The 23,873-nt window shown below is 60.3% G+C and carries 25 protein-coding genes and 1 tRNA gene; 14 read left to right on the top strand and 12 right to left on the bottom strand.

Translation table 11 applies throughout. From position 1 onward, the window contains the following. Window positions 1-27 precede the first annotated feature (27 nt). A complete protein-coding gene (locus RA24_RS16325) occupies window positions 28-1,131 on the bottom strand; it encodes a PQQ-dependent sugar dehydrogenase (protein WP_039192929.1) in 1,104 nt (367 codons plus the stop codon). A gap of 186 nt (window positions 1,132-1,317) precedes the next feature. On the opposite strand from RA24_RS16325, the gene RA24_RS16320 reads away from it, so the two are divergent. The 7 genes from RA24_RS16320 to RA24_RS16295 all read left to right on the top strand — a co-directional run bounded on the left by RA24_RS16320 (window position 1,318) and on the right by RA24_RS16295 (window position 7,413). After that, window positions 1,318-2,511 carry an ABC transporter substrate-binding protein gene (locus tag RA24_RS16320; protein ID WP_039192926.1) on the top strand — a complete coding sequence of 398 codons (1,194 nt, stop codon included), beginning with the start codon at window positions 1,318-1,320 and terminating at the stop codon, window positions 2,509-2,511. A gap of 98 nt (window positions 2,512-2,609) precedes the next feature. Then, window positions 2,610-3,398, top strand: a complete 789-nt coding sequence (locus RA24_RS16315; RefSeq protein ID WP_019296305.1) for an ABC transporter ATP-binding protein — start codon at window positions 2,610-2,612, stop codon at window positions 3,396-3,398. Further along, window positions 3,395-4,225: an ABC transporter ATP-binding protein gene (locus RA24_RS16310; protein ID WP_019296304.1), complete on the top strand. Its 831-nt coding sequence runs from the start codon at window positions 3,395-3,397 to the stop codon at window positions 4,223-4,225. Before RA24_RS16315 ends, RA24_RS16310 begins: the two co-directional genes overlap by 4 nt. A 1-nt stretch (window position 4,226) precedes the next feature. Further along, complete coding sequence (locus RA24_RS22335) at window positions 4,227-4,655, top strand: hypothetical protein (protein ID WP_152612858.1); 429 nt, start codon at window positions 4,227-4,229, stop codon at window positions 4,653-4,655. Next, a complete protein-coding gene (locus tag RA24_RS16305) occupies window positions 4,655-5,665 on the top strand; it encodes a branched-chain amino acid ABC transporter permease (protein ID WP_019296303.1) in 1,011 nt (336 codons plus the stop codon). Before RA24_RS22335 ends, RA24_RS16305 begins: the two co-directional genes overlap by 1 nt. Beyond that, window positions 5,662-6,984 carry a branched-chain amino acid ABC transporter permease gene (locus RA24_RS16300; protein WP_039192924.1) on the top strand — a complete coding sequence of 441 codons (1,323 nt, stop codon included), beginning with the start codon at window positions 5,662-5,664 and terminating at the stop codon, window positions 6,982-6,984. Before RA24_RS16305 ends, RA24_RS16300 begins: the two co-directional genes overlap by 4 nt. Window positions 6,985-7,164: 180 nt before the next feature. Beyond that, entirely contained in the window at window positions 7,165-7,413 is a 249-nt protein-coding gene (locus RA24_RS16295) for a hypothetical protein (RefSeq protein WP_019296301.1), read from the top strand. A 31-nt stretch (window positions 7,414-7,444) separates the two neighbouring features. Here the strand turns inward: RA24_RS16295 and RA24_RS16290 are convergent, their stop codons facing one another. Beyond that, window positions 7,445-8,989: a helicase HerA-like domain-containing protein gene (locus RA24_RS16290; RefSeq protein WP_039171117.1), complete on the bottom strand. Its 1,545-nt coding sequence runs from the start codon at window positions 8,987-8,989 to the stop codon at window positions 7,445-7,447. 498 nt (window positions 8,990-9,487) lie between these two features. On the opposite strand from RA24_RS16290, the gene RA24_RS16285 reads away from it, so the two are divergent. Next, the gene (locus RA24_RS16285; protein WP_019296299.1) at window positions 9,488-10,144 is read left to right on the top strand and encodes an invasion associated locus B family protein; all 657 of its coding nucleotides are present in this window, start codon (window positions 9,488-9,490) and stop codon (window positions 10,142-10,144) included. Window positions 10,145-10,212: 68 nt separating this feature from the next. Here the strand turns inward: RA24_RS16285 and RA24_RS16280 are convergent, their stop codons facing one another. From RA24_RS16280 to RA24_RS16265, 4 genes are read right to left on the bottom strand one after another with little or no spacing between them, the layout of a single operon-like run. After that, a complete protein-coding gene (locus tag RA24_RS16280) occupies window positions 10,213-11,421 on the bottom strand; it encodes a beta-ketoacyl-[acyl-carrier-protein] synthase family protein (RefSeq protein WP_039192921.1) in 1,209 nt (402 codons plus the stop codon). A 6-nt stretch (window positions 11,422-11,427) separates the two neighbouring features. Continuing rightward, on the bottom strand, window positions 11,428-11,685 hold the full coding sequence (locus tag RA24_RS16275) for an acyl carrier protein (RefSeq protein ID WP_019296297.1): 258 nt from the start codon (window positions 11,683-11,685) through the stop codon (window positions 11,428-11,430). A 48-nt stretch (window positions 11,686-11,733) separates the two neighbouring features. Next, a complete protein-coding gene (gene lpxD, locus RA24_RS16270; protein WP_039192918.1) occupies window positions 11,734-12,807 on the bottom strand; it encodes a UDP-3-O-(3-hydroxymyristoyl)glucosamine N-acyltransferase in 1,074 nt (357 codons plus the stop codon). A gap of 39 nt (window positions 12,808-12,846) precedes the next feature. After that, a complete protein-coding gene (locus RA24_RS16265; RefSeq protein ID WP_039192916.1) occupies window positions 12,847-14,475 on the bottom strand; it encodes a L,D-transpeptidase family protein in 1,629 nt (542 codons plus the stop codon). Window positions 14,476-14,823: 348 nt separating this feature from the next. On the opposite strand from RA24_RS16265, the gene RA24_RS16260 reads away from it, so the two are divergent. The 3 genes from RA24_RS16260 to RA24_RS16250 all read left to right on the top strand — a co-directional run bounded on the left by RA24_RS16260 (window position 14,824) and on the right by RA24_RS16250 (window position 16,071). Continuing rightward, on the top strand, window positions 14,824-15,393 hold the full coding sequence (locus RA24_RS16260; protein WP_029204823.1) for a YcbK family protein: 570 nt from the start codon (window positions 14,824-14,826) through the stop codon (window positions 15,391-15,393). Window positions 15,394-15,559: 166 nt separating this feature from the next. Continuing rightward, window positions 15,560-15,636, top strand: a tRNA-Arg gene (locus RA24_RS16255). Between the two features lie 102 nt (window positions 15,637-15,738). Continuing rightward, window positions 15,739-16,071, top strand: coding sequence for a PilZ domain-containing protein (locus tag RA24_RS16250; protein WP_082020377.1), 333 nt, complete (start codon window positions 15,739-15,741; stop codon window positions 16,069-16,071). A gap of 14 nt (window positions 16,072-16,085) precedes the next feature. Here RA24_RS16250 and RA24_RS16245 read toward each other — a convergent pair whose 3' ends face one another. Next, on the bottom strand, window positions 16,086-16,964 hold the full coding sequence (locus tag RA24_RS16245) for a LysR family transcriptional regulator (protein WP_039192913.1): 879 nt from the start codon (window positions 16,962-16,964) through the stop codon (window positions 16,086-16,088). A 99-nt stretch (window positions 16,965-17,063) separates the two neighbouring features. On the opposite strand from RA24_RS16245, the gene tmpA reads away from it, so the two are divergent. The 3 genes from tmpA to RA24_RS16230 are packed head-to-tail and all read left to right on the top strand — an operon-like array spanning window position 17,064 to window position 19,468. Further along, entirely contained in the window at window positions 17,064-18,197 is a 1,134-nt protein-coding gene (tmpA, locus tag RA24_RS16240; protein ID WP_039192910.1) for a 2-trimethylaminoethylphosphonate dioxygenase, read from the top strand. A gap of 3 nt (window positions 18,198-18,200) precedes the next feature. Then, a complete protein-coding gene (gene tmpB / locus RA24_RS16235) occupies window positions 18,201-18,806 on the top strand; it encodes a (R)-1-hydroxy-2-trimethylaminoethylphosphonate oxygenase (RefSeq protein ID WP_019296290.1) in 606 nt (201 codons plus the stop codon). Then, window positions 18,803-19,468, top strand: a complete 666-nt coding sequence (locus RA24_RS16230) for an ureidoglycolate lyase (RefSeq protein ID WP_039192909.1) — start codon at window positions 18,803-18,805, stop codon at window positions 19,466-19,468. Before tmpB ends, RA24_RS16230 begins: the two co-directional genes overlap by 4 nt. A gap of 62 nt (window positions 19,469-19,530) precedes the next feature. Here the strand turns inward: RA24_RS16230 and RA24_RS16225 are convergent, their stop codons facing one another. Genes RA24_RS16225 through sufC form a run of 5 tightly spaced genes read right to left on the bottom strand, consistent with a single transcriptional unit; the run spans window position 19,531 to window position 23,846 of the window. After that, window positions 19,531-20,751, bottom strand: coding sequence for a cysteine desulfurase (locus RA24_RS16225; protein WP_039192907.1), 1,221 nt, complete (start codon window positions 20,749-20,751; stop codon window positions 19,531-19,533). Continuing rightward, entirely contained in the window at window positions 20,744-21,328 is a 585-nt protein-coding gene (locus RA24_RS16220; protein ID WP_039192905.1) for a YIP1 family protein, read from the bottom strand. Before RA24_RS16220 ends, RA24_RS16225 begins: the two co-directional genes overlap by 8 nt. Then, window positions 21,325-21,810 (bottom strand): YIP1 family protein, encoded by a 486-nt coding sequence (locus RA24_RS16215; protein WP_039145907.1) that lies wholly within the window; start codon window positions 21,808-21,810, stop codon window positions 21,325-21,327. Before RA24_RS16215 ends, RA24_RS16220 begins: the two co-directional genes overlap by 4 nt. Next, complete coding sequence (locus RA24_RS16210; RefSeq protein WP_039145905.1) at window positions 21,810-23,090, bottom strand: SufB/SufD family protein; 1,281 nt, start codon at window positions 23,088-23,090, stop codon at window positions 21,810-21,812. Before RA24_RS16210 ends, RA24_RS16215 begins: the two co-directional genes overlap by 1 nt. Beyond that, entirely contained in the window at window positions 23,091-23,846 is a 756-nt protein-coding gene (gene sufC / locus RA24_RS16205) for a Fe-S cluster assembly ATPase SufC (RefSeq protein ID WP_039171088.1), read from the bottom strand. Window positions 23,847-23,873 lie beyond the last annotated feature (27 nt).

Raw genomic sequence — 23,873 nt, 5'->3', positions numbered from 1 at the left:
GTGTGTCTCAGTTTTCGGGTGGCGCGGTTAATTGGAGATGCGAAACACCGCCCCTTCGCTCTCTGATGCGAACCAGATGCTGCCATCGGGCGCTTCCTGAACATCGCGGATGCGCCCGGTTTCGCTGCTGCGTATCTGCTCCACCTCTTTAAGGGGGGATCCGGATAGGCGGGAAATGTAGTCGAACTTGAGAGAGCCGACGAAAATATCGCCCCGCCACTCAGGCCACATCCGCCCGGAATAGATCATCATGCCCGACGGTGCGATGGACGGATCCCAGTACCACGCGGGCTGCTCCATGCCTTGCTTCAACGTGCCCTCGCCGATTTTTGCGCCTGAGTAATGCCGGCCGTAGGAGATCACCGGCCAGCCGTAGTTGGCGCCTTTGCGGACCCGGTTCACCTCATCGCCGCCCTTGGCGCCATGTTCCGCCACCCAAAGACTGCCCTGCAAATCAAGCGCCATTCCCTGCGGGTTGCGGTGGCCGTAGGACCAGATCTCTGGCTGGGCATCCGTGCGGCGGACGAAAGGATTGCTGCCTGGCACGGCGCCCTTCCTGTTGATCCGCACCACTGACCCCTGATGCAGCCGCAGGTTCTGGGCGCTGGGACGGTCGCCGCGCTCGCCCAAAGAAATGAACAACGTGCCATCCCGCGCCTCTACCACGCGGGAACCGAAGTGGCGGCCGCCGGTGGCGCCGGGCGCTGCCTCAAACAGGATGCGCAGGTCCGTCAGAGACCTGTTGTCCGCGCTGAGCCGGCCTGCGGCCAGGGCAGTGCCCGCGCCGCGCCCCTGCCGTTTGGCGAAGGTCAGGAATATCTCCTGGCTGGTTGCAAAATCGCGCGGCACCATCACGTCCAACAGGCCGCCCTGCCCCTCGGCAACGACGGCAGGCGTGCCGCCTATGCGATTCTTTTTTCCGTCCCGCACATGGAAAAGCGCGCCATCCCGTTCCGTCACCAGAACCGCGCCGTCCGGCAGAAACGCAAAGGCCCAGGGCACATCGAAGCCGCCTGCCATCTTCGTCACGCGAAGCTGACCCAGTCTGCTGTTCATCGTATCCGCTTGAACTGTTGGAGAAAACGGCAGCAGCAGAAGCACAGCCGTCAATATGCGTAACCAATGCAACATTTCCGCTTCCCCTTCTGTTACTTTAAGCTTAAATTAAACTCAGCTCCGCACCACATGACCTGATAATAGCGGAGAACAACGGGACGGACTCTTTGCTATCTCACGCCTCAACGGGACTTTTCTTTTCCAAACGGCTTGCCTAGGGTCCGATGTGAACATTTTTGTTCCAACAATGGGAGTTCTCAAATGAAGAAACTGCTGATGGCCACCGCGGCCGCTGCGCTGACGGCTGGCACCGCAAATGCCGGCGGCCATGCCAAGGAAGTGAAACTGGGCGTTCTGTTCGGCTTCACCGGTCCGATTGAATCGCTGGCACCGGCCATGGGCGACGGCGCCGAGCTGGCCATGGAAGAAGTCACCAAATCCGGCAAGCTGCTGGACAGCGCCACCGTGACTTCCGTGCGCGCTGACACCGGCTGCATCGACAACGGCCTGGCCGTGGCAAACGGCGAGAAACTGGTAGCCGAAGGCGTGAACGGCATCATCGGCGGCGACTGCTCCGGTGTGACCGGCGCGATCCTGCAGAACGTGGCGATCCCGAACGGCATGGTGATGATCTCGCCCTCCGCAACCTCGCCCGGCCTGTCGACCATGGAAGACAACGGCCTGTTCTTCCGCACCTCGCCGTCGGACGCACGCGAAGGCCAGGTGATGGCCGAGATCCTGAAAGAGCGCGGTATCAACTCAATCGCCCTGACCTACACCAACAACGACTACGGCAAGGGCCTGGCGGACGCGATCCAGTCCTCGTTCGAGGAAGTTGGCGGCGAAGTCACCATCGTGACCGCGCATGAAGACGGCAAGGGCGACTACTCCGCGGAAGTCGGCGCGCTGGCCTCCGCTGGCGGCGATATCCTGGTGGTTGCAGGTTACCTGGACCAGGGCGGCCTGGGCATCATCCAGGGATCGCTGGACTCCGGTGCGTTTGACACCTTTGGCCTGCCCGGCGGCATGATCGGCGACAGCCTGCCCGCAAATGTTGGCGCGGACCTCGACGGCTCGTTCGGCCAGATCGCGGGTTCCGACAGCAAAGGCGCGGAAATCTTTGCCGAAATGGCAAAAGAACGCGGCTTTGACGGCACCTCGGCCTACGCGTCCGAGTCCTATGACGCAGCGGCGCTGTTCCTGCTGGCAATGCAGGCCGCCAACTCCACCAACCCGGCGGATTACGTCGGCAAGATCCTGGACGTGGCAAACGCCCCGGGCGAGCCGATCAACCCGGGTGAGCTGGGCAAGGCGCTGGAAATCCTCGCCGCTGGCGGTGACATCGATTATCAGGGCGCAACCGGCGTTGAGCTGATCGGCCCGGGTGAGAGCGCAGGCTCCTACCGCGAGATCGAAGTGAAGGACGGCAAGAACGAAACCCTTCGCTTCCGCTGATAAGCATCTGAAAAGCAACCAAGATAGGCCAGCCCGGGTTCCGCCCGGGCTGTTCTAAATTAAAAACGCCGCGAAAACGCGGCAGGGGATGAAATGACATGATCGTCGTCGAGGACTTGCACAAGCACTTCGGCGGGTTCCACGCGGTTGACGGCGCCTCGCTGGAAATCGCCAAGGGGTCCATAACCGGTTTGATCGGCCCGAACGGGGCTGGAAAGACCACACTTTTCAACGTTATCGCTGGCGTTCTGGAGCCGACTTCGGGCCGGGTCACTATGGACGGTGAGGATATCACCGGCCTGCCGCCGCATGAGCTGTTCCACAAGGGGCTGCTGCGCACCTTCCAGATCGCGCATGAGTTCTCCTCGATGACCTGCCGGGAAAACCTGATGATGGTTCCGGGCGCGCAATCAGGCGAGACGCTGTGGAACACCTGGTTCGGCCGCAAGCGGATCGCTGACGAGGAACGCGCACTGCGGGCCAAGGCCGACGAGGTGCTGGAGTTCCTGACGATCAGCCATATCGCGGATCTGAAAGCGGGCCAGGTATCCGGCGGCCAGAAGAAGCTGCTGGAGCTTGGCCGCACCATGATGGTGGACGCCAAGATCGTCTTCCTCGACGAGGTTGGCGCCGGTGTGAACCGCACCCTGCTATATACCATTGCTGACGCCATCAAGCGCCTCAACGAGGAGCGCGGATACACTTTTGTCGTCATTGAGCACGACATGGAATTCATCGGCCGCCTGTGCGACCCGGTGATCTGCATGGCCGAGGGCAAAAAGCTGGCCGAGGGCACCCTGGACGAGATCAAGGCAAACGAACATGTGATCGAGGCCTATCTGGGCACCGGTCTGAAAAATAAAGACAAACTGGAGGCGGGCGCATGAGCGACAACCCCTACCAGGACGATCATGGCAACAAGGATGCCTCGATCACCAACACGAAAGGCATCGGCACGATGCAGCCCGCCCATCTGAAAAGCGGCCCCACCCACAAGGTCGAGGGCGGCCCGTTCCTGATCGGCGACACCATGACCGGCGGGTACGGCAAGGGTCCGGACATCCTGCATGACTGCACTATCGCCGTCGACAAGGGCGAGATCGCTGTGATCGTCGGCCCCAACGGCGCCGGCAAGTCGACCGCGATGAAGGCTGTGTTCGGGATGCTGAACGTGCGCTCCGGCGCGGTGCGGCTGGACGGCGAGGACATCACCCAGCTGACCCCACAGGACCGGGTGGTCAAGGGCATGGGTTTTGTGCCGCAGACCAGCAACATCTTCACCTCGATGACGGTGGAGGAGAACCTGGAAATGGGCGCCTTCATCCGCACCGATGATTTCCGGGACACGATGGAGCAGGTCTATGATCTGTTCCCGATCCTGCGCGACAAGCGCAACCAGCCCGCCGGCGAGCTGTCCGGCGGCCAGCGCCAGCAGGTGGCTGTGGGCCGCGCGCTAATGACCAAGCCCAAGGTGCTGATGCTGGACGAGCCGACAGCGGGTGTGTCCCCCATCGTGATGGATGAGCTGTTCGACCGCATCATTGAGGTCGCCCGCACCGGGCTGCCGATCCTGATGGTGGAGCAGAACGCCAAGCAAGCGCTTGAGATCGCGGACAAAGGCTATGTTCTGGTGCAGGGGCGCAATGCCTATACCGGCACCGGCAAGGAGCTGCTGGCCGATCCCGAAGTGCGCAAGTCGTTCTTGGGGGGGTGAGATGAAGAAAAACTTTGTGATCCCATGCATGTGTTTTTTAGGTGCTGCGTGCAGCACGTCTGAACCACATGATCAAACGACTGTAGCGTTGGACTGCCTCCTTGATGGCAAACAGGAAACCCAGAACCGGCTAGGAGACTGGGTTGAAAAGCCGCTTCGGTTTGTTGTTCAAAAAACTGCCCAATCTTCCGGAGAAAAGAGCTCCTACTATTCCTCTAGCTTTTGCGGCAACGATTGCTTCCACGAACTGGAGCGCACAAGCTCCGGGGAGCAGGAAGTATTCAAGCACTACGATGATTTAGAGCTGAGTTGGACGCCCCAGAATAGCCAAGCAGTACTTCGCGTGGTTTCGAGAAACTTAGTGGACCGAAACCAGCAGCCGGAAACTTCTATCTACAGCGGGACATGCACCGCGGGAGCGGCCTACTAATGGATCTTCTCAACGCCCTCGTGGCGCTTACCAATTTTGTTGTTGTCCCCGGGCTGGCCTATGGCAGCCAGCTGGCGCTTGGCGCGCTGGGGGTGACGCTGATCTACGGGATCCTGCGGTTCTCGAACTTTGCCCATGGCGATACCATGGCGTTTGGCGCGATGGTCACGATCCTGATCACCTGGGCGTTCCAGTCCATGGGGATCAGCGCAGGACCGCTGCCAACAGCGCTGCTGGCGCTGCCCTTTGGCATCCTGGGCACCATCGGCCTGGCGCTGCTGACCGACCGGACCGTTTACCGGTTCTACCGCCAGCAGAAGGCCAAGCCTGTGATCTTCGTGATGGTCTCGCTCGGTGTGATGTTCATGATGAACGGCATCGTGCGTTTCATCATCGGCCCCGGCGATCAGCGGTTTGCCGATGGCGAGCGGTTCATCATCAAAGCACGCACCTTCAAGCAGATGACCGGGCTTGACGAAGGCCTGGCAATCAAGACCACCCAAGGCATCACCGTGATCACCGCAATCATCGTGGTGGCGGTGCTGTTCTGGTTCCTGAACAAGACCCGCACCGGCAAATCCATGCGGGCCTATTCGGACAACGAAGATCTGGCGCTGCTGTCGGGCATCAACCCGGAGCGCGTGGTGATGTACACTTGGATGATCGTCGCGGCGCTGGCGACCATTGCGGGTGTGCTTTACGGTCTCGACAAGTCGTTCAAACCCTTCACCTATTTCCAGCTTCTGCTGCCGATCTTTGCCTCCGCCATCGTGGGCGGCCTTGGCAATCCGATCGGGGCCATTGCCGGCGGGTTCATCATCGCCTTCTCCGAGGTGACAATCACCTATGCGTGGAAAAAGGTGCTGACCTACGGCCTGCCGGACAGCCTGGCGCCTGACGGGCTCGTTCAGCTCCTCAGCACCGACTACAAGTTCGCGGTCTCCTTCGCGATCCTGATTGTCGTCCTCCTGTTCAAGCCTACCGGCCTTTTCAAAGGGAAAGCGGTATGACCGAGACCATGAAACATACCCTTCTTTTCGTCTTTGTCGGCGTGATGATCCTCGCAGAAGGCATGACCGACTTCCTGTTCTTCTCTGGCTCCTGGAACTCGGCGCTGGTGATCCTGAACATGGGGCTGATTTCGGCCATCATGGCCATCGGGGTCAACATCCAGTGGGGCTTTGCCGGTCTGTTCAACGTCGGCATCATGGGCTTCACCGCGCTTGGCGGGCTGGCCGTGGTTCTGATGTCGACCCCAGTGATCCCGGCGGCCTGGTCGTCCGGAGGTGTCAGCATCGTGATGGCATTGGTGATGGGCGCGCTGACAGTTGTGTCGGCGGTGATGATCACCAAGTTCATGCCAGGTGGCAAACTGCGCACCGTTGTTCTGCTCGCTGTGCTCATCGTGGGCTTCTTTGTCTACCGTGCGATCTTTGATCCGGCGGTGGGTTCGGTCGAGGCTATCAACCCCGCGCTGCAGGGCAATATCGGCGGCCTGGGCTTGCCGGTGCTGCTGGCCTGGCCTGCGGGCGGTCTGCTGGCTGCCGGTGCTGCCTGGCTGATCGGCAAGACCGCCCTGGGTCTGCGCTCGGATTATCTGGCAATTGCAACACTGGGCATTGCCGAGATCATCATCGCCGTCCTGAAAAACGAGGACTGGCTGTCGCGCGGCGTGAAGAACGTGGTCGGCCTGCCCCGCCCGCTGCCCTATGAGGTGGATCTGCAAAGCGATCCGTCCTTTGTGGAGCGCGCGGCCAGCTGGGGCATGGACCCGGTCACCGCCTCCACCGTCTATGTGAAGGCTGGCTATGCGCTGATGTTCACCGTGGTGCTGCTGGCGCTTCTGTGGATGGCGCAGATGGCGCTGAAAAGCCCCTGGGGCCGGATGATGCGCGCGATCCGCGATAATGAGGTTGCGGCAGAGGCAATGGGTAAGGACGTGACCCGCCGCCATCTGCAGATCTTTGTGCTGGGATCCGCCATCTGCGGCATTGCCGGGGCGATGATGACCACGCTAGACAGCCAGATGACACCGGGCACCTATAACCCGCTGCGGTTCACCTTCCTGATCTGGGTGATGGTGATTGTCGGCGGTTCCGGCAACAACTTCGGCGCGGTGCTGGGCGGCATGCTGATCTGGTTCTTCTGGATCAAGGTGGAGCCCATGGGTATCCTGCTGATGGAACTCGTCACCTCCGGCATGGCAGAAGGCAGCGCGCTGAAGGCGCATCTCTTGGAAAGCGCCTCGCACATGCGGCTGTTTACCATGGGGCTGATTTTGCTACTGGTGCTCAGGTTCAGCCCGCGCGGCCTGATTCCGGAGAAATAACCGCCGCTTTGCTGGAAAACAGCATATTGCGTGAAAAATTGACTGCCGCTCAGGACGCCCTGGGCGGCAGTTTTCTTGCCTGCCTATGCGCTCGGTGCTCTGCCGTGGAACCCGCGGGTTTTAATGATTTATTTCCCCTCTCGCGATATTCGGAGGGAAACCGACCGAGGTGAGCCAGTTATGAAAACCAAGTCCAAGTTAATAAAACTTACGGCCGTTGCGGCAGCCTTGAGCGGCTGTGTCAGCCCGGAGAATTACGAAACAACCCCAGTGCAGCTGCAAACCAGCAAGGGCATTGTCACCTGCCAGCTCTACACCAAGGAGCGGGTATTGTGGGACCGTTCCATCGACAGGCCCGCTACCATGTCCGTGCAAGAGGCTGATGCCATCTGCAAGCAGGAAGGCCAGCGGCAGAAAGACGGCGGCTGACGCCGCTGCCGTTTCTGACACCGGCTGCGCCCTAGCGCCCCTTGAACAGGCTGCCGAGAATTCCGCGGACAATACGCCGCCCGGTGGTGCCTTTCAGCTCCTTGATCACGGCTTCTGACATCGCAGAAGTGAACGTATCCTTTTGCCGGTACGAGCGGGAAGAAGAGCGGCTGACCCGTGAGCCTGAGTAACGGCGGCCGGCGTTGAACTCGCGTGCCGCTGGTTCCTGGGCATCCTCTGCTGCCGCTTCTGAGGCTTCGGCTTCCTGAGCCGCAGCCGCTGTCCGCTGCGCGAGGATCTCATAGGCAGAGCGCCGGTCCACCGGATTGTCGTATTTCCCGGCCATGTCAGAGGCTTTGAGCATCTCCTTGCGCTCGCCGTCTGTAATCGGTCCCAACTGCGTGCTGGGCGGCCGGATCAGTGTGCGCTCCACCACGCCGGGCACGCCTTTTTTCTGCAGCATGGAGGTTACCGCTTCGCCGACGCCAACCTCGCGGATGGCGTCTTCGGTCGAAAACCGGGGATTCTCGCGGTAGGTTTCAGCCGCCAGCCGCAGGTTCTTGCGGTCCTTGGCAGTAAAGGCGCGCAGCGCGTGCTGAATGCGGTTGCCGAGCTGGCCCAGAATGTCCTCCGGCACATCGGCCGGGTTCTGGGTGATGAAATAGATCCCAACCCCCTTGGAGCGGATCAGCCGGGCGACTTGTTCCACCTTGTCGGTCAGCGCCTTCGGCGCGTCTTCAAACAACAGATGCGCTTCATCAAAGAAGAAGACCAGCCGCGGTTTGTCGGGGTCTCCAACTTCGGGCAGTTCCTCAAACAGTTCGCTGAGCAGCCATAGCAGGAAGGTCGAATAAAGCCCCGGCGCTGCCATCAGCTTGTCCGCGGCCAGAATGTTGACCATGCCCTTTCCGGACGCATCGCAGCGCATCAAATCGCTGAGCGCCAGGGCCGGTTCGCCGAACAGCCCGGCGCCGCCCTGGTTCTCCAGCACCAGGAGACGCCGCTGGATGGCCCCAATTGAGGCCGTTGATACATTGCCGTAGCGCAGCGAAAGCTGGCTGCGGTTTTCGCCGATCCAGACCAGCAACGCCTGCAGGTCTTTCAGATCCAAAAGCGGCAGCCCTTCCTCGTCAGCGAGCCGGAAGGCGATGTTCAGAATACCCTCCTGCGCCTCGCTCAGCTCCAGCAGCCGTGCCAGCAGCAGCGGCCCCATCTCGGCTACGGTGGTGCGCACCGGATGGCCCTGCTTGCCATAGAGATCCCAGAAGGTCACCGGGCAGGCATGGTAAGTGTAACCGGCAAAACCGATTTTACCCGCGCGGGAAGTGAAGGCCTCATGCAGCTTGTGGCTTTCCGTGCCCGCCTTTGCCAGCCCTGACAGATCCCCCTTCACATCCGCCAGGATCACCGGCACGCCCGCGTTGGAAAACCCCTCTGCCAGGATCTGCAGGGTGACGGTCTTGCCGGTGCCGGTAGCACCCGCAATCAGCCCATGGCGGTTGGCATATTTCAGGCTCAGCCCCTGCGGCTCGCCATATTCTTCGCCGCCGCCGCCAATGAATAAGCTATCTGCCATCTCTGCCCTGCCCGTTCTTTTTCCTGTGGATAACAATACAAAGTTAACTTTTGAATGCGATAGTCAATCTTGCCCGCCCCAGCACAATGCGGTTGCCGTGGCGGACATTTCCTCCCTGTCAGACTGGGCCGTGCCTCGCGCACGGCCTTCTTTTTGGGCAAATACTGCCTGTAAAACGGGCATCCTCAGCCATAAACTCATCCCGCAGCCTGCAATTTTCATGAATTGCAGGCCGTCCTTATTTTTTTTGAACTTGCATGTTGACCGATGGCCAACCCTTTCGTAACGTCCTACGCAATAACTAAGTCGGCCAGTCCGACGGGGAGAAACAAATACGAAAAAGGGAACCATCGGGTTCCCTTTTTTGTATTTTATCAGCATCTTCCAAGACTGAAGCGCTGTGCGCGGATTTCCCCGCTATTCCTTTGTTATTGGCCTGACACTGCCAGGACAGCGTGCTAAACGCGTTGGCAGCGTCTTTAGAAAAATGAGGCATTCATGTTGAAGTCCCTGACCCCGATCACGCTTGCCGCGGTGCTGGCGATGACCGCGCCGCTGGCGGCGCAGGAAACCGCCGCCGAAGAAACCGGCACCACCGAACAGGCCGCCGGGGCGGAAACCACAGAGCAGGCAGACCAGGCGGAATCGACCGCAGACCAGCTGCTGGACCTGGGGGAACCGGTCAATGACGGCCCCAAGCTGGGTGAACGCTACTCCAAAGAAAAGCATGGCGACTGGGATCTGGCCTGCATCAGGACCGAGGCCGAAAACGACCCTTGCTCGCTGCTGCAGGTTCTGAACGGCCCGCAAGGCAACCCGATGGCAGAAGTATCGATGTTCCGTATCGACCAGCAAGGCGGCCAGGCCGTTGCAGGCGCGACCGTGATCGTGCCGCTGGAAACCCTGCTTCCTGCCGCGCTGACCATCTCCATCGATGGCGCGCCAGCCAAGCGCTACAACTATTCCTTCTGCAATCAGCTGGGCTGCGTTGCGCAGATCGGCCTGACCCAGGGCGACATCGACGCCTTCAAGAAGGGCAAGGAAGCCGTGCTGTCGCTGCGTCCGGCGCCGGCACCGGATCAGGTTGTTTCGATGAAGCTGTCGCTGAGCGGCTTTACCGCGGGCTATGACGTCGTGGATGTCGTCAAGCAGTAAGCTCTGCAATCAGCTGAAAGAAAACGCCGCGCGCCCCAAGGGCCGCGGCGTTTTTTCTTTAAGTGCGGTCAGACCCTGCGCAGAGCAAGCACCGCATTCAACCCGCCAAAAGCGAAGGCGTTTGACAGGGCAACATCGACCCTGGCTTCGCGCGCCTCATTCGGGACCACATCCAGCGCGCATTCCGGGTCCGGTTCCTCATATCCGATGGTCGGCGCAATCACCCCGTCGCGCAACGCCATGATACATGCCAGTAGCTCCACCGCACCGGTGCCGCCGATCAGGTGACCGTGCATGGATTTGGTGGAAGAAATCATCAGACTATCAGCATGCGGGCCGAACACATCCGCCACAGCGGCGCATTCGGTCTTGTCATTGGCTGCAGTGCCAGTGCCATGGGCATTGATGTAACCGACCTCGGAGGCATCTAGGCGGGCATCCTGTAGCGCGCCGGCAATGGCCCGCGCCGCGCCCTGCTTGCTGGGCATCACAATGTCCGCCGCGTCCGAGGACATGGCAAAGCCAATGACTTCGCACAGAATTTCTGCATTGCGGGCCTTGGCGTGCTCATACTCTTCGAACACGAAGATACCTGCGCCTTCCCCCTGAACCATGCCGTTGCGGTTGGCACTGAACGGGCGGCAGGCGTCCTTGGACATAACCCGCAGCCCTTCCCAGGCCTTGACCCCGCCAAAGCACAGCATGGATTCGGAGCCGCCGGTGACCATTACCGGGCTCATCCCGGAGCGTACCATCTGGAACGCCTGTGCCATCGCGTGATTTGACGACGCGCAGGCTGTGGAGACGGTAAAGCTTGGGCCTTTGAGGTTGAACTGCATCGACACATGGCCGGCTGCGGCATTGTTCATCAGTTTGGGCACCACAAACGGATGCACCCGGTTTTTGCCGTCCTCGTAGACGCTGCGGTAATTCTCATCCAGCGTCTGCATTCCGCCGCCGGAATTGCCTAGGACGACGCCAGCCTTGGCCGACAGCTCACCGTGAAATTCCAGGCCCGACTGCTCAATCGCCTCCCTGGCCGCAGTCAGGGTGAATTGCGTGAAGCGGTCATACAGGCTCATCTGCTGACGGTTGAAGCGGCCCTCAGCCTCAAAGCCGCGGACTTGGCCGCCGATCTTGATCGCCAGCCGCTCCACATCGCGGAAATCCAGTTCGCCAATCCCGCACTGGCCCGTGCGCATAGCGGCCAGAGTTTCGGGCACCGAATGACCCAGGGCGTTGATGGTTCCCGCCCCGGTGATGACAACGCGTTTCATGGAGCTTTACGCTTTTTCCAGGATCAGCTTGTCGATCCCGGCGACGATTGCCGCGACATTGGAAATGTCAAAATCACTCTTTTCCGGCTCATTGGCATTAAAAGGAATCGAAATGTCGAACTCTTCCTCGATCGCAAATATGCTTTCGACCAGTCCCAGGCTGTCGATGCCAAGATCCTCCAGCGTGCTATCCAAGGTCACGTCTGAAGGCTCCAGAACCGCTTGTTCTGCAATGATTGCAATGACCTTGTCCTGCGTGCTCATGTATGGATCCCCGATTTTCTGCCTGAGGCTGATGTAGGTATTCGGCGGTTACTTGAAAACAGCCTTTTTTAACAATTCGATGTCACGCATCAAACGCGGCAGGCGGCGCTGTGCTTTATACATCTCGGTGTGGGTTTCCATTTTCACACCAGGGTAGCCCATGATCACGCGGCCGGCAGGCACGTTGGACAGGATCTTGGTGCCGCCGCCGGCAATCACCCCGTCACCGATGAAGATATTGTCGACCACGCCGCACTGGCCGCCCAGCACAACGTTGTTGCCGATATCGACTGATCCGGACACACCTGTCTGCCCGCAGAGCAGACAGTCGTTGCCGACGCGGGTGTTGTGGCCGACATGCACGAGGTTATCGAGCTTGGTGCCATCGCCGATCACTGTGTCACGGATGGTGCCATTGTCGATGGTGCAGTTAGAGCCGATCTCGACATCGTCACCGATCGTAACAGCGCCCAATGAGTGGATGCGGACCCAGGATTGTGCTTTGGCCTCGCCCTGATCACCCAAGGTCTTGCGCGCGTTCTCAGCCCCGGACACTTCAGGGGTTACATAGGAGAAACCATCGCCGCCAACCCGTGCACCGGGCTGAGCGCGGAACCGGTCACCGATGGTGGCCCGGGCCCCGATCGAGACCATCTCGCGCAGGTGAGCGTCTTCGCCGATCACAGCGTCAGAACCGACATAGCAATGCGGGCCAATCACCGAGCGGGCACCGATCCTGGCACCGGCCGCAACCACGGTCAGCGGACCAACCGAAACGCCTTCTCCCAGTTCTGCGGAAGGATCTATGACGGCAGACGGGTGGATGCCTTCAGCAAACCCCTGGCCGCGGTCCAGCATTGCGGTGACGCCGGACATGGTCATCCGCGGGCGTGGAGCAAAGATTGCAGCCTTAAGGCCAAAGGATTGCCAGTCAGCCCCTTCCCACAAAATCGCAGCAAGTGCCTTGCCTGCCTTCAGTCCGTCGGCATACTTCGGCGCCATCGCCATGGCGAGCTGATCAGCCCCGGCATCCTGCGGTTCAGCAGCACCTGCAACTTGCAGATCCAGCTCACCCTGGGCCTCGGCGCCCAAGGACTCGGCGATCTGGCGGATTGTGAACATGGCAGGCCCTTTCAGAATAATCCTGTATGGGCCTGACATTTACCCCTGAACGCTGGGCAGCACCACCCCTGCCCGTTCCAGAGCGGACCAGACCTTGGCGTCGCGGCCGTAGACATCGCGGCGGAATTCTGCGCGGCCTTTACCGGACACAACAGCGGTGCGGTAAATGATATGCACCGGCACTTTCTGCTCCAGTTCAACCTTGGTTTCCCTGCCCGAATTCAAAATGCGGTGGAAGAACTCCTTGGGGTTTTCGGTCTGCTTAGCCAGCAGCGCGTAGGCAAACTCGAACGGCTGGGCCAAGCGGATGCAGCCATGCGAGAAGGCGCGCACTTCGCGGGCAAACAGGCTCTTCTGCGGGGTGTCATGCAGGTAGATGTTGTACTTGTTCGGGAACATGAACTTGACCAGCCCCAGCGCATTGCGGCTGCTGGGCGGCTGGCGCATGGAGAACGGGAAGTTGCGTGCCGTGTACTGCGAAAAATCAGCGGAACCGCGGTTCACCACCCGGCCGCGCCGGTCAGTGATCTGGATATGGCCGACAGCATTGGGATTGCTCTGCAGCTTGGGCAGATATTCCTTGGTGATGATCGAGCGCGGCACATACCAGCTCGGATTGATCACCATATGCTCCATCTCGTCCGAGAATTCCGGGCTGCGGCGGTCGTGGGTGTTCTTGCCGATAACCGAACGGGTCTCAAAGGTCACGTCGCCGTTGTCGACGATCTTGGCGGTGAAATCGGTCTGGTTGACCAGAATATGCCGCTCACCGCGATCCGGCGTCAGCCAGCGCTCCCGCTCCATCGCGATGATGATGGATTTCAGACGCGCGCTGACCGGCTTGTTGATCTCATCAATTGTGCCGGGACCTGCCACGCCATCGGTTTCCAGGCCGTGATCGGATTGGAAGCTCTGCACCGCCTTCTCAAGTGCCGCGTCATAGGTTCGGGTGGCGCTGCGCGGCAGGTAGCCCATCAGCATCAGCCGGTTGCGCAGCGCAATAACGGCCGGGCCCTGATCACCCGTCTCCAGTTTCTTGGCATTCACGGCCGGACCCCAGCCGCCAGCTGCCATGATCTGCTCCAGCCGCAGCTTCTCCCGCATCAAACCGCGGTACTGAGGCGATGCCGGAACCAGGCTGCGCATATAGGCATAGGGCTGGGTATCACGGATTCCAGCCAGGAAGCTTGCCCCGTCGACCGTATGCTTTTTACGCACCATGCCGTCATCAATCCGCGACGGAACCAGCAGGCCGGTCTGCAGGTCAGTGGCGTAGTCCACCAGTGCCTGGCTCAGCGCCGCCTCGACATTGCCGATGTCGCGGGTCGTCTGCACGTCGCGCATTTGCTGCATCAGTGCAGCAACTTCGGCTGAACGGTCCGGCAGCCCATGGGCCTGGGTCTCGTTCAGGGCCGCAAGCAATGCATTGCGGCGCTGGCGCGAGGCCTCATCCTGACCGGTCCAAATCGCCTGGTAACCGTTTTCGCGATAGAACTGCGCAACAGCCTCGCTGCCATAGGCGGCTTCAGCGACCGCCTGGCGGAAAGCCGCCGAAACCTCAGCCTGTGCCGAACCGGAAACCGCCCCGGCTGCCAGTCCGCCCAGTGCCAAGGCGAACAGCCCGGCCTTGAATCCCGGCAAGAAGTTTCCTGCAAAAGCACGCGTCATAATTTCCGGTCCTTGCGCCGATTTTTGTCAATTCTGGCAGTGCCTACCTGAAATTCTGGTAAATGCCAGCCGCTGTTGTCCATTCACAATTGCGAAAAGTCAGCTTTGATGCAGCAAAGCCGCGTCTATGAAACCCGGCTGCAACAGTCGCGGGGAAAAGTTCCATGCGCCTCCCCTTATGCGCAAGAAATCGCCGAAAACCGGGATATCCGTTACAGCGCGGCAAAGAAATGTTGGATCAGGATTCTCTGTGTGCCATACATGCCGCACGTTAACTTCAATTGTTAGCGAGCCCGTAACATCGGGCGACTAGGCAGGACTAAAAGCGTACGGGACGGCGCAGTGACAATGGCAAAAACCACGGGCACGGGGATTTCCCGGCGTTCTCTCTTGGGTGTATTTGCTGCAACCGCAGTGGCAGCAGCCCCAACATTCTCCAATGCAGCAGGTTTCCTTCGCGGCGGCGGAGACATCCGGCGCATCCGCATGTATTCAGGCCGCACCGGCGAACGCCTGGATATGGTGTACTGGATCGACGGCGACTACATCAAAGACGCTGTTAAGGAAATCAACCACTTCATGCGGGATTGGCGCACCGATGAAGTCAAGAATATGGATCTGCGCACCATCGACATCATGGCGGCTTCCCACAATCTTCTGGATGTGAATGAGCCCTACATGCTGCTGTCCGGCTACCGCAGCCCCAAGACCAACGCCATGCTGCGCAGCCGCTCGCGCGGGGTTGCAAAAAACTCGCTGCACATGCGCGGCCAGGCTGCCGACCTTCGCCTGGCGTCCCGCTCGGTCTCGCAAATGGCGCAAGCGGCTGAAGCGTGCCACGCCGGCGGTGTTGGTAAATACCACCGTTCGAATTTTGTGCATATGGATTGCGGTGTTGTCCGCTCCTGGCGCGGCTAACCCTGCCCTCCATTGCAAGAATGCAAGCCTGCCCAATGGTGCAGGCTTTTTCTTTTCTGGGCATCCGGCCGCAGCCGCAATTTCTTGGCCGCCTCAGGAAATTGGAAACAGGCAGTTTTTCCCGTTGCAGAGGCAACCAACCGCGGGTATACCCCGGCATAACAACGCACCTGTAGCTCAGCTGGATAGAGCGCTGCCCTCCGAAGGCAGAGGCCAGAGGTTCGAATCCTCTCAGGTGCGCCATATACACCTTAAAATTCAAAACATTGTAAGCTCTTAAAGCTATCTAAAGAGTCCGCCGCTAGCTACTCTGCCTATACTTCCTAATGCGACGATAGAGGCAGAATGGTACAGACCAACTCCATTTTCCGGACAGCGAAACCAACAGAACCCCGGCTTCGTCTGAATTTGCCCTGCACTGTCAATTTGTCCGGATCTGTGCGGGAAGCCATTGTTTACAACATCAGCTACAGTGGGTTTGCCGTCCGCCTGCCAGAGGGGCAAAACAATTTTAGCCTGGCAGAGCTGAAATCTGTCTCCATCGAAGATATCGCAGAGTTTGAGGTTCGAACCCGCTGGCGGAAGGACACGAGAATTGGCTTCGCGTTCCTCAGTAAGCGCGGTGCACGGCCAATATTGGATGCTTATTTTGCCAAGATCGGCGAGTTCCCGACCTGAAAAGCAGCCCCCTCTTACGCCAGATCAGCGCTTAGCGCCTTGGTGAGCGCCTTCAGGACGTCACTTTGCCGCTTTGTTTTCCCTAGTTCCGGCGGCCAAGTCAGCCAATAGCCATCAATCGTGGCCAATTCGGCGGCTGGCAGACTGATCAATTGCCCGGTCAGCAGCAAATTGGCCGCCAGCGCCTTGGATCCCAGGACCACCCCCATTCCAAGCCGGGCCGCTCGCAGGGCATGGGCCATGGAATCCACCGAAACCGGCCCGGCCTCCGGCGCCGGCTCTCCGGTCACCCGCGCCCACTCGCTCCAGCCCGGCCGTTCTCCGCGCAGCTCAATGGCCGGCAATTGACGCCAGTCCTCAGTATGGTCCGGGGCCGCCATCGGTTGAAGAACCTCATTGGCAAGCAGGACACCTGCTCGGCCCTGCCAGCTGCCGCGCCCGTAGCGGATATGCAGCGCACCATCCGCCGCTTCAAAGTCCAACCGCTTCGGCACGGTTTCCGTCACAATCTGCAGTTCAGGATGACTTTCAGAAAACGCCGTAAGCCCCGGCAACAAAATCATTTCCAGATGTGATGGCTGGGCAGCGATACGCAGTTCCCGAACACTATGGCCAAACAGGTTTTCAGTGCCCTGCTCCAGCGCGCGAAGGGAATCATGGACCAGCGGCAGGTAGCTTTCGCCATCCACCGTCAAAGTCACACCACGTGCTGAACGGATGAACAATTGCCGCCCCAGCCAAGCTTCCAGGTTGCGGATCCGCTGGCTCACGGCGGCCTGAGTTGCCCCAAACTCCTCCGCAGCGGCGGTGAAACTGCCATGACGGCCTGCAGCCTCGAACACTTTGAGCCAGTCCAGCGGCGGCAAGCCTTGTTTGGTAACTTTCTTGGGCATTAGAAAACCTAACTCTCAAACCCCAATTTCCGTAGTTCTCTTGATGGCTCACCAGCGGTAGCAAGGCAAGTAAGAACCAGGCCAACCGGAGACACTCTCATGCCCCGTTCCGTAACTGCTGACGCATCCGGCAGCTTTCTGACCCTGACATTCGAAGACGGCCTCGAAAGCCGCTTTCATGCGATCTGGCTGCGCGACAACGCGCTTGACCCGGAAACACGCGCCCCTGGCAACGGCCAGCGGCTGATCACCATTGGTGACATTCCCGCAGACACCAAGATCAGCACCGCACTGGTAGAAGACGGCGCACTGACTGTGACCTTCGCACCGGAAGGCAAGACCGTGGCCTTCCCGGGCGCCTGGTTGAAGGCACACGCCTATGATGTTGATCAGGCAAGTGAATTTGGCCGCATGGCACCGGGCATCGAGACCTGGAACAGTGGCCTGCCGGCCCCCACGTTCGATTGGAACAAAGTGCAGTCCGACCCAAGCGTCAAACGCGATTGGCTGAACGCGATCGCCCGTCTGGGTTTCGCCAAGCTGGTGAACGGTCCGGTCGAAGAAGGCGCCCTCATCGAGAACGCTGAAATGTTCGGTTTTGTGCGCGAAACCAACTACGGCAAGTACTTCGAAGTCCGCACAGAGGTGAACCCGACCAATCTGGCCTTCACCGGCCTGGGCCTGCAGGCACATACCGACAACCCCTATCGCGACCCGGTACCCAGCCTGCAGATCCTCTATTGCCTGGAGAACTCTGCAGAAGGCGGTGACAGCATTGTGGTGGACGGTTTCCGCGCCGCCGAACGGCTGAAGGCGGAAAACCCCGAAGGCTTTGCCCTGCTGGCAGGCTACCCGGCCCGGTTTGAATACAAGGGGTCCGACGGTGTGCATCTGCGCTCCCGCCGACCGATGATCGAGCTGTCACCTGATGGCGAGATGATCGGGATGCGCTTCAACAACCGATCCTCTGCCCCGTTTGTCGACATTCCCTTTGACAAGATGGAGGCCTACTACGCCGCCTACCGGCGCCTGGGTGAATTCATCGACGATCCGGACATGGGCGTCTCCTTCAAGCTGGAGCCGGGCGAAAGCTTCATCGTCGACAACACCCGGGTGATGCACGCTCGCCTCGGCTACTCCGGCTCCGGATCGCGCTGGCTGCAGGGCTGCTACGCGGACAAGGACGGGCTGCTGTCGACCCTGAACGTGCTGAACGCGCAGCTGGAGAGCTGAGACATGAGCAAGCCAGACGTCAGCCAGCTGAACCGGGACAATATCGTCGACTTCATCGGCGGCATCTTTGACCGCCGCGGCGATGAGGAATACCTGGGCGAACCGGTCACCATGGCCGAACACATGCTGCAAGGCGCCACCATCGCTGAGCAGAACGGCCAGCCGGAAGAGATCATCGTGGGGGCGCTCCTCCACGATATCGGCCATTTCACCAGCGAATTCGGAACATTCTCCATGGACGACACCGAGGACCGTTACCATGAGGAAGCCGGAGCCGAGGTGCTGGAGCAGTTCTTCCCCTCTGTGATCACCGACTGCGTCCGTTATCACGTGGCTGCCAAGCGCTATCTCTGCGCCACCAAGCCGGAATATTTCAACCGTTTGTCAGAGGCTTCGATCCATTCCCTGAACCTGCAGGGCGGACCGATGAATGCAGAGGAAGTTGCCGAGTTTGAGAAGAACCCGAACCTGAAGCAGATCATCGCGGTGCGCTATCTGGACGAGGCTGGAAAGCGGGACGACATGGACACTCCGGATTACTGGCACTTTGCGCCGATGGTCCAGCGGATGGTGGACAAGCACATGGGAACGGGAGGTTCCGCAAAATGAGCGCGCCCGAGTATATCTTCGAGGCCAGCACCAAACCTTCGCTGCCCTGGCATGAGGTTCCGCTGATCCGGGCCACCGAGGAAATCGTCAAGGGGTATGGCTGCCTGGTGGACGATCCGGAAAGTTTTGAGATCGAAATCGTGCAGTGGCCCGCGCAAGGCTGGCGGCCGATTGACGAAGGCACGGGCGACGAGGCCGGCTGGGTCGAGGGCACTTTCCGCGGTGATTGGCGCGGCGACGTGCTCTATGGCGAGAACGAAGCGGTCAACGGCAACTATGTGCTAGGCTGGTCCACCGACCCGCAGACGGCACAGGTTGAAGCTCAGACCGCAGCACGGGATCAGGTTCTGCTATGGCACATGAACTATCACCCCGACGGCGGCCAGTTGTTTTATCCGCTGGACAACAAACCCTTCATCATTCCCGCGGCGCTGCCCGGGGATGATCTGAAACCGGAGAAAGTCGTGGCGTTCTGGTGTGACGGGTCCAAGGGGCTCTACATCCACCCCAATATCTGGCACGAGGGGATCTTTCCGGTGCAAGACAGCCAACGGTTCCTCGACCGGCAAGGCAAGGTGCACGCCCGGGTCAGCTGCGATGTGGGCAAGGAGTTCGGCGTTTACCTGTCCTGCCCGCTGCGCGAAGACAAGATCCAGGGCTAAAGCCTGAAAGAAAAAAAACGGCACCTCCACGGGTGCCGTTTTTTGATTGTCAGGTGAAAAGCTTAAGCAAACAGCTCGTGCGCCAGCTCCAGCGCGTCGACCAAGGTGTCGACTTCTTCCTTGGTGTTATAGAGACCAAAGGACGCACGGCAGGTGGCGGAAACCCCAAGATGGTCCATCAGCGGCCCGGCGCAGTGATGGCCGGCGCGCACTGCGACACCCTTCTTGTCGAGGATAGTAGAGATATCGTGGGCGTGTGCCGCACCTTCCATGGTGAAGCTGAAAATTGCAGCCTTGCCAGGCGCTTGCCCCTGCACATTGATCCAATTCAATCCGGTCAGCCGCTGCATCGCATAGTCGCGCAGGCCGCCCTCATGCTTGGCAATATTGTCCATGCCAAGATCCATCATGTATTCCAGCGCCACACCCAGGCCGATAGTCTGCACGATGCCCGGCGTGCCGGCCTCGAACTTCATCGGCGGATCGTTGTAGATGATCTGCTCCTTGGAGACTTCCTTGATCATGTCGCCGCCGCCGATGAAGGGGCGCATCTCCGCCATGCGTTCCGGCTTGATATAAATCGCACCGGACCCGGAGGGACCATAGAGCTTGTGCCCGGTAATCGCGTAGAAATCGCAGCCGATATCCTGCACATCGACCGGCATGTGCACAGCGCCCTGCGAGCCATCGACAAGAACCGGCACCCCCTTGGCATGGGCGCCCTGGGTGATCGCCTTTACATCCACAACGGTGCCCAGCACGTTGGAGCACTGGGTGACGGCCACCAGCTTGGTCTTGGGGCCAATCGCATCAACGACCTTCTGCGGGTCGAGACTGCCATCCGCAGCGGTGTCCACCCATTTCAGCACCACGCCCTGACGTTCGCGCAGGAAGTGCCAGGGCACGATATTCGCGTGGTGTTCCATCACCGACAGGACGATCTCGTCGCCTGCTTCAAATCGTGGCATCGCCCAGCCGTAGGCAACCAGATTGATGCCCTCGGTGGTACCGGAGTTCAGTACAATGGTGTTCTCGTCGCCGGCATTCAGGAACCGCGCTATGATACCGCGGACAGCTTCGTATTTCTCAGTTGCGAGGTTGGAAAGAAAGTGCAAGCCGCGGTGAACGTTGGAATATTCCTCCGCATAGGCTTTGGTTACAGCGTCGATCACCACCTGCGGTTTCTGGGCCGAAGCACCGTTGTCGAGATAGGTCAGCGGTTTGCCGTTCACCTCCCGCGACAGGATCGGAAAGTCGGCACGGATTTTTTCCAGGTCATACATTTTCGGGAAGTCCCAGATTGGCTGGGCCGATCAGACCCACGATAAAGAGAAGAGCAAAGACCAGGATCATGCTGGCCATCAAAACCACCCCCAGCGAGCGCCAAACGGAACCAAAACGGTGCGCCGCGTTTACGAAATGCAGGAGGATGAAGAACACAACAATGTTGGCCGCAATATTCAGCAGTGCGGCCAGGGAAGGCATCACCAGAAACACAACCACGATGGCACCGTTCAGCCCCGCCTGCAGCAGCTGCAGCCAAGTGACAAGGGCCAACAGTGCGGATAGATTGCCCTGCCCGCCCAGCCAGCGGCCGGTCGAGGACAGCATGGCGATAAAGCAGAGCTGCAGGATCAGCACCATGGCGAAGTAAACGCCTGGCGAGAAACGCGGCAGCAGAACCTCTGGCGGCAGCGGGAACAGGATTTTCTGAACCGTGTAGACGCAGGTGTTCAGCACCACCGACAGCAGGAAGGCGGTCCACAGTGCCTCCCGCGGCCAATCCCGCGCCAGGATCTGATGCGCAGCATCGCGCGGTGACTTGAGCGTCAAGAGGGCAAAGGAGGCCAGCGCATTCATGGTTTGGTCCAATAGCCCTGGATCATGCCTGACACCCAGAACCAGAAAAACACGGCGCACCACAGGATGCCCACCAGGGTCAGGGCCGGACCGGGGCCGATGAATCCGGCCACCAGCCCGTTCAACAGCATCAGCGGGCTGGCTGCCAGAAAGGCCCAGAACAGGGCCAGCCGCGCACGGTAGGCGTCTCCCTGCCCGCCCATGGCGCGGGCGATCCAATGGGCTACCAGCGCCAGAACATACAGCAGCAGCGGCGCGATAAAGACCAGCGCCAGCAGCGATCCGCCCAGCAGCATGTTCAGCTCCTGGCCGGTCAGATGCGCCTCGCGCGCCAGTTTCGGCATCTGCGCGACAAAGGTCAGCACGCAGCCCGCGAGCAGAAACACCAGCAACCGGTCCTCGCGGGCGCCCATGCTCAGAAGCCGCGCAAATACCTTGCGCGGCCCCTTGTAGGTTGCCGGGATATCCGTTGTGACGGACATCAGCGGCGCCGGGCCAGCCAGCCTTCGAGGCGGGAAACGATATCGGCGGCGATCTCCGCGTCCTCGATCTCATCCACCGCTTCAGCCAGGAAGGCCAGTGTCATCAGGTCGGTTGCCTCCGCATGCGGGACACCGCGGGAGCGCAGGTAGAACAGGCCTTCCTCATCAATCGCACCAGAGGTGGACCCGTGCGAGCAAGCCACGTCGTCGGCATAGATTTCCAGCTCAGGCTTGGCCAGGAACTGGCTGTCGTCATCCAGCAGCAGCGACTGGGAAATCTGATACCCGTCGGTCTTTTGCGCGCCTTCCTTCACCAGGATCTTGCCCTGGAACACACCGGTGGCACCGTTGCGAAGCACTTTCTTGAACACCTGGCGGCTTTCGCAGTTCACCGCGTCATGGGTGATAAAGACGGTGTCGTCGTGGTGGAAGTCGCCGTCGCCCACGCAGGCGCCTGCGATATGGGCCACAGCGTCGTCGCCGGTCAGCTCAATCACCGCCTCGTTGCGGGTCAGCACGCCGTTCACGGTCAGGGTGAAGGACTTGAAAACCGACTCGGTGCCGAGACGCGCAAACAGATGGGTCGCCGCACGGCGCTCGTGGTCGCGGCCCTGGGCGCGCACCAGATGCATCGTGCCGCCATCGGCGATGTCGATCTCCATGCATTTGTTGAAGCGCGACGCAGCCGGGCCGTTCTCCAGAACAGTCACCTCGGCACCGCTTTCCACGCGGATCACATGGTGCAGGATCGCGTCAGAGTTTTCATCCGAATGCACATAGGTGAAGTTCAAGGGCTTCGAGACCTTGCCGGTCACCCGGATCGCCACGCCATCACTGGCAAAGGCGGTGTTCAATGCCGCCAGCGGACGTTCCACCGGGGTCTGGCCGCGCGCCTCAAGAACGCCGTACAGGTCCTTGGCCCAATGGATATCCTTGCAGCAGATATCCTCGATCCGGTCGATGGTCAGGCCTTCCAGCGCCAGATCGTCGGAGGCCTCGGCGTCGAACAAACCGTCCACAAAGACAATGTTCAGACGCTCAAACGCATTGAACATCGGCACTTCGTCTGCGTGGAACACGGCTGCCTTGGGCGCATCCGCCTGCACCAGCGTGTCCGGCTTGGTGTATTTCCAGTATTCATCGCGGCGCGACGGCAGGCCCATGGTCTGGACCCGCGACAGCGCTGCCTGGCGGGCCGCCTTGAGGCAGCCGCTTTCGGGCAGGGTCAGCGCCGACAGCCGCGCCTCGGTTGCGCTTTGCTTGACTTCGGGCAGGGCCATTTACGCCTCCTCTGCCAGGATGCCGGCGTAACCGTTGTTTTCGACTTCCAGCGCCAGCTCGGGGCCGCCGGTCTTGACGATGCGGCCACCCGCCAGGATGTGCACCACGTCGGGTTTGATGTGGTCCAGCAGGCGCTGGTAGTGGGTGATCACCAGAAAACCGCGGCCCTCGTCACGCAGGGCGTTGACGCCTTCGGCCACCAGCTTCATCGCATCGACGTCGAGACCGGAGTCGGTTTCGTCCAGGATGCACAGCTTCGGCTCAAGCATCGCCATCTGCAGGATCTCGTTGCGCTTCTTCTCACCGCCGGAGAAGCCGACGTTGACCGGGCGCTTCAGCATCTCGGCGTCGATCTTGAGGGTCTTCGCCTTGGCGCGCACTTCCTTCAGGAAGTCGGAGGCCGACAGTTCCTCTTCGCCGCGGGCCTTGCGCTGCGCGTTCACCGCGGTGCGCAGGAAGGTCATGTTGCCGACGCCGGGGATTTCCACCGGGTACTGGAACGCCAGGAACATGCCCGCTGCGGCGCGCTCTTCCGGCTCCATCTCCAGGATGTCTTCGCCTTCCAGCTCAGCCGAGCCATCGGTGACCTCATAGCCGTCGCGGCCCGACAGGACATAAGACAGGGTGGATTTGCCCGAACCGTTCGGTCCCATGATCGCATGCACCTTGCCGGCTTCGACCTTCAGATCGACGCCTTTCAGGATCTGCTTTTCCTCGTCTTCCAGTTTGACGTGCAGGTTCTTGATTTCGAGCATTTTCTTCCTCGTCTCACATGTCTAGCA

The organism is Leisingera sp. ANG-M6 (assembly GCF_000813905.1).
Classification (GTDB): domain Bacteria; phylum Pseudomonadota; class Alphaproteobacteria; order Rhodobacterales; family Rhodobacteraceae; genus Leisingera.
This window is presented reverse-complemented; position numbering and strand designations above follow the sequence as displayed.

Excerpts from the sequence above, each read along its gene's own strand:
- RA24_RS16245 (WP_039192913.1), bottom strand. The coding sequence starts at position 16,964 with ATGCCCAAGAAAGTTACCAAACAAGGCTTGCCGCCGCTGGACTGGCTC.
- tmpB (WP_019296290.1), top strand. The coding sequence starts at position 18,201 with ATGAGCAAGCCAGACGTCAGCCAGCTGAACCGGGACAATATCGTCGAC.
- RA24_RS16310 (WP_019296304.1), top strand. The coding sequence starts at position 3,395 with ATGAGCGACAACCCCTACCAGGACGATCATGGCAACAAGGATGCCTCG.
- RA24_RS16275 (WP_019296297.1), bottom strand. The coding sequence starts at position 11,685 with ATGAGCACGCAGGACAAGGTCATTGCAATCATTGCAGAACAAGCGGTT.
- RA24_RS16315 (WP_019296305.1), top strand. The coding sequence starts at position 2,610 with ATGATCGTCGTCGAGGACTTGCACAAGCACTTCGGCGGGTTCCACGCG.
- RA24_RS16220 (WP_039192905.1), bottom strand. The coding sequence starts at position 21,328 with ATGAATGCGCTGGCCTCCTTTGCCCTCTTGACGCTCAAGTCACCGCGC.
- RA24_RS16295 (WP_019296301.1), top strand. The coding sequence starts at position 7,165 with ATGAAAACCAAGTCCAAGTTAATAAAACTTACGGCCGTTGCGGCAGCC.
- lpxD (WP_039192918.1), bottom strand. The coding sequence starts at position 12,807 with ATGTTCACAATCCGCCAGATCGCCGAGTCCTTGGGCGCCGAGGCCCAG.
- RA24_RS16320 (WP_039192926.1), top strand. The coding sequence starts at position 1,318 with ATGAAGAAACTGCTGATGGCCACCGCGGCCGCTGCGCTGACGGCTGGC.
- RA24_RS16290 (WP_039171117.1), bottom strand. The coding sequence starts at position 8,989 with ATGGCAGATAGCTTATTCATTGGCGGCGGCGGCGAAGAATATGGCGAG.
- RA24_RS16300 (WP_039192924.1), top strand. The coding sequence starts at position 5,662 with ATGACCGAGACCATGAAACATACCCTTCTTTTCGTCTTTGTCGGCGTG.
- RA24_RS22335 (WP_152612858.1), top strand. The coding sequence starts at position 4,227 with ATGAAGAAAAACTTTGTGATCCCATGCATGTGTTTTTTAGGTGCTGCG.
- RA24_RS16210 (WP_039145905.1), bottom strand. The coding sequence starts at position 23,090 with ATGGCCCTGCCCGAAGTCAAGCAAAGCGCAACCGAGGCGCGGCTGTCG.
- RA24_RS16225 (WP_039192907.1), bottom strand. The coding sequence starts at position 20,751 with ATGTATGACCTGGAAAAAATCCGTGCCGACTTTCCGATCCTGTCGCGG.
- RA24_RS16280 (WP_039192921.1), bottom strand. The coding sequence starts at position 11,421 with ATGAAACGCGTTGTCATCACCGGGGCGGGAACCATCAACGCCCTGGGT.
- RA24_RS16325 (WP_039192929.1), bottom strand. The coding sequence starts at position 1,131 with ATGTTGCATTGGTTACGCATATTGACGGCTGTGCTTCTGCTGCTGCCG.
- tmpA (WP_039192910.1), top strand. The coding sequence starts at position 17,064 with ATGCCCCGTTCCGTAACTGCTGACGCATCCGGCAGCTTTCTGACCCTG.
- RA24_RS16250 (WP_082020377.1), top strand. The coding sequence starts at position 15,739 with ATGGTACAGACCAACTCCATTTTCCGGACAGCGAAACCAACAGAACCC.
- RA24_RS16305 (WP_019296303.1), top strand. The coding sequence starts at position 4,655 with ATGGATCTTCTCAACGCCCTCGTGGCGCTTACCAATTTTGTTGTTGTC.
- RA24_RS16260 (WP_029204823.1), top strand. The coding sequence starts at position 14,824 with ATGGCAAAAACCACGGGCACGGGGATTTCCCGGCGTTCTCTCTTGGGT.
- RA24_RS16230 (WP_039192909.1), top strand. The coding sequence starts at position 18,803 with ATGAGCGCGCCCGAGTATATCTTCGAGGCCAGCACCAAACCTTCGCTG.
- RA24_RS16215 (WP_039145907.1), bottom strand. The coding sequence starts at position 21,810 with ATGTCCGTCACAACGGATATCCCGGCAACCTACAAGGGGCCGCGCAAG.
- sufC (WP_039171088.1), bottom strand. The coding sequence starts at position 23,846 with ATGCTCGAAATCAAGAACCTGCACGTCAAACTGGAAGACGAGGAAAAG.
- RA24_RS16265 (WP_039192916.1), bottom strand. The coding sequence starts at position 14,475 with ATGACGCGTGCTTTTGCAGGAAACTTCTTGCCGGGATTCAAGGCCGGG.
- RA24_RS16285 (WP_019296299.1), top strand. The coding sequence starts at position 9,488 with ATGTTGAAGTCCCTGACCCCGATCACGCTTGCCGCGGTGCTGGCGATG.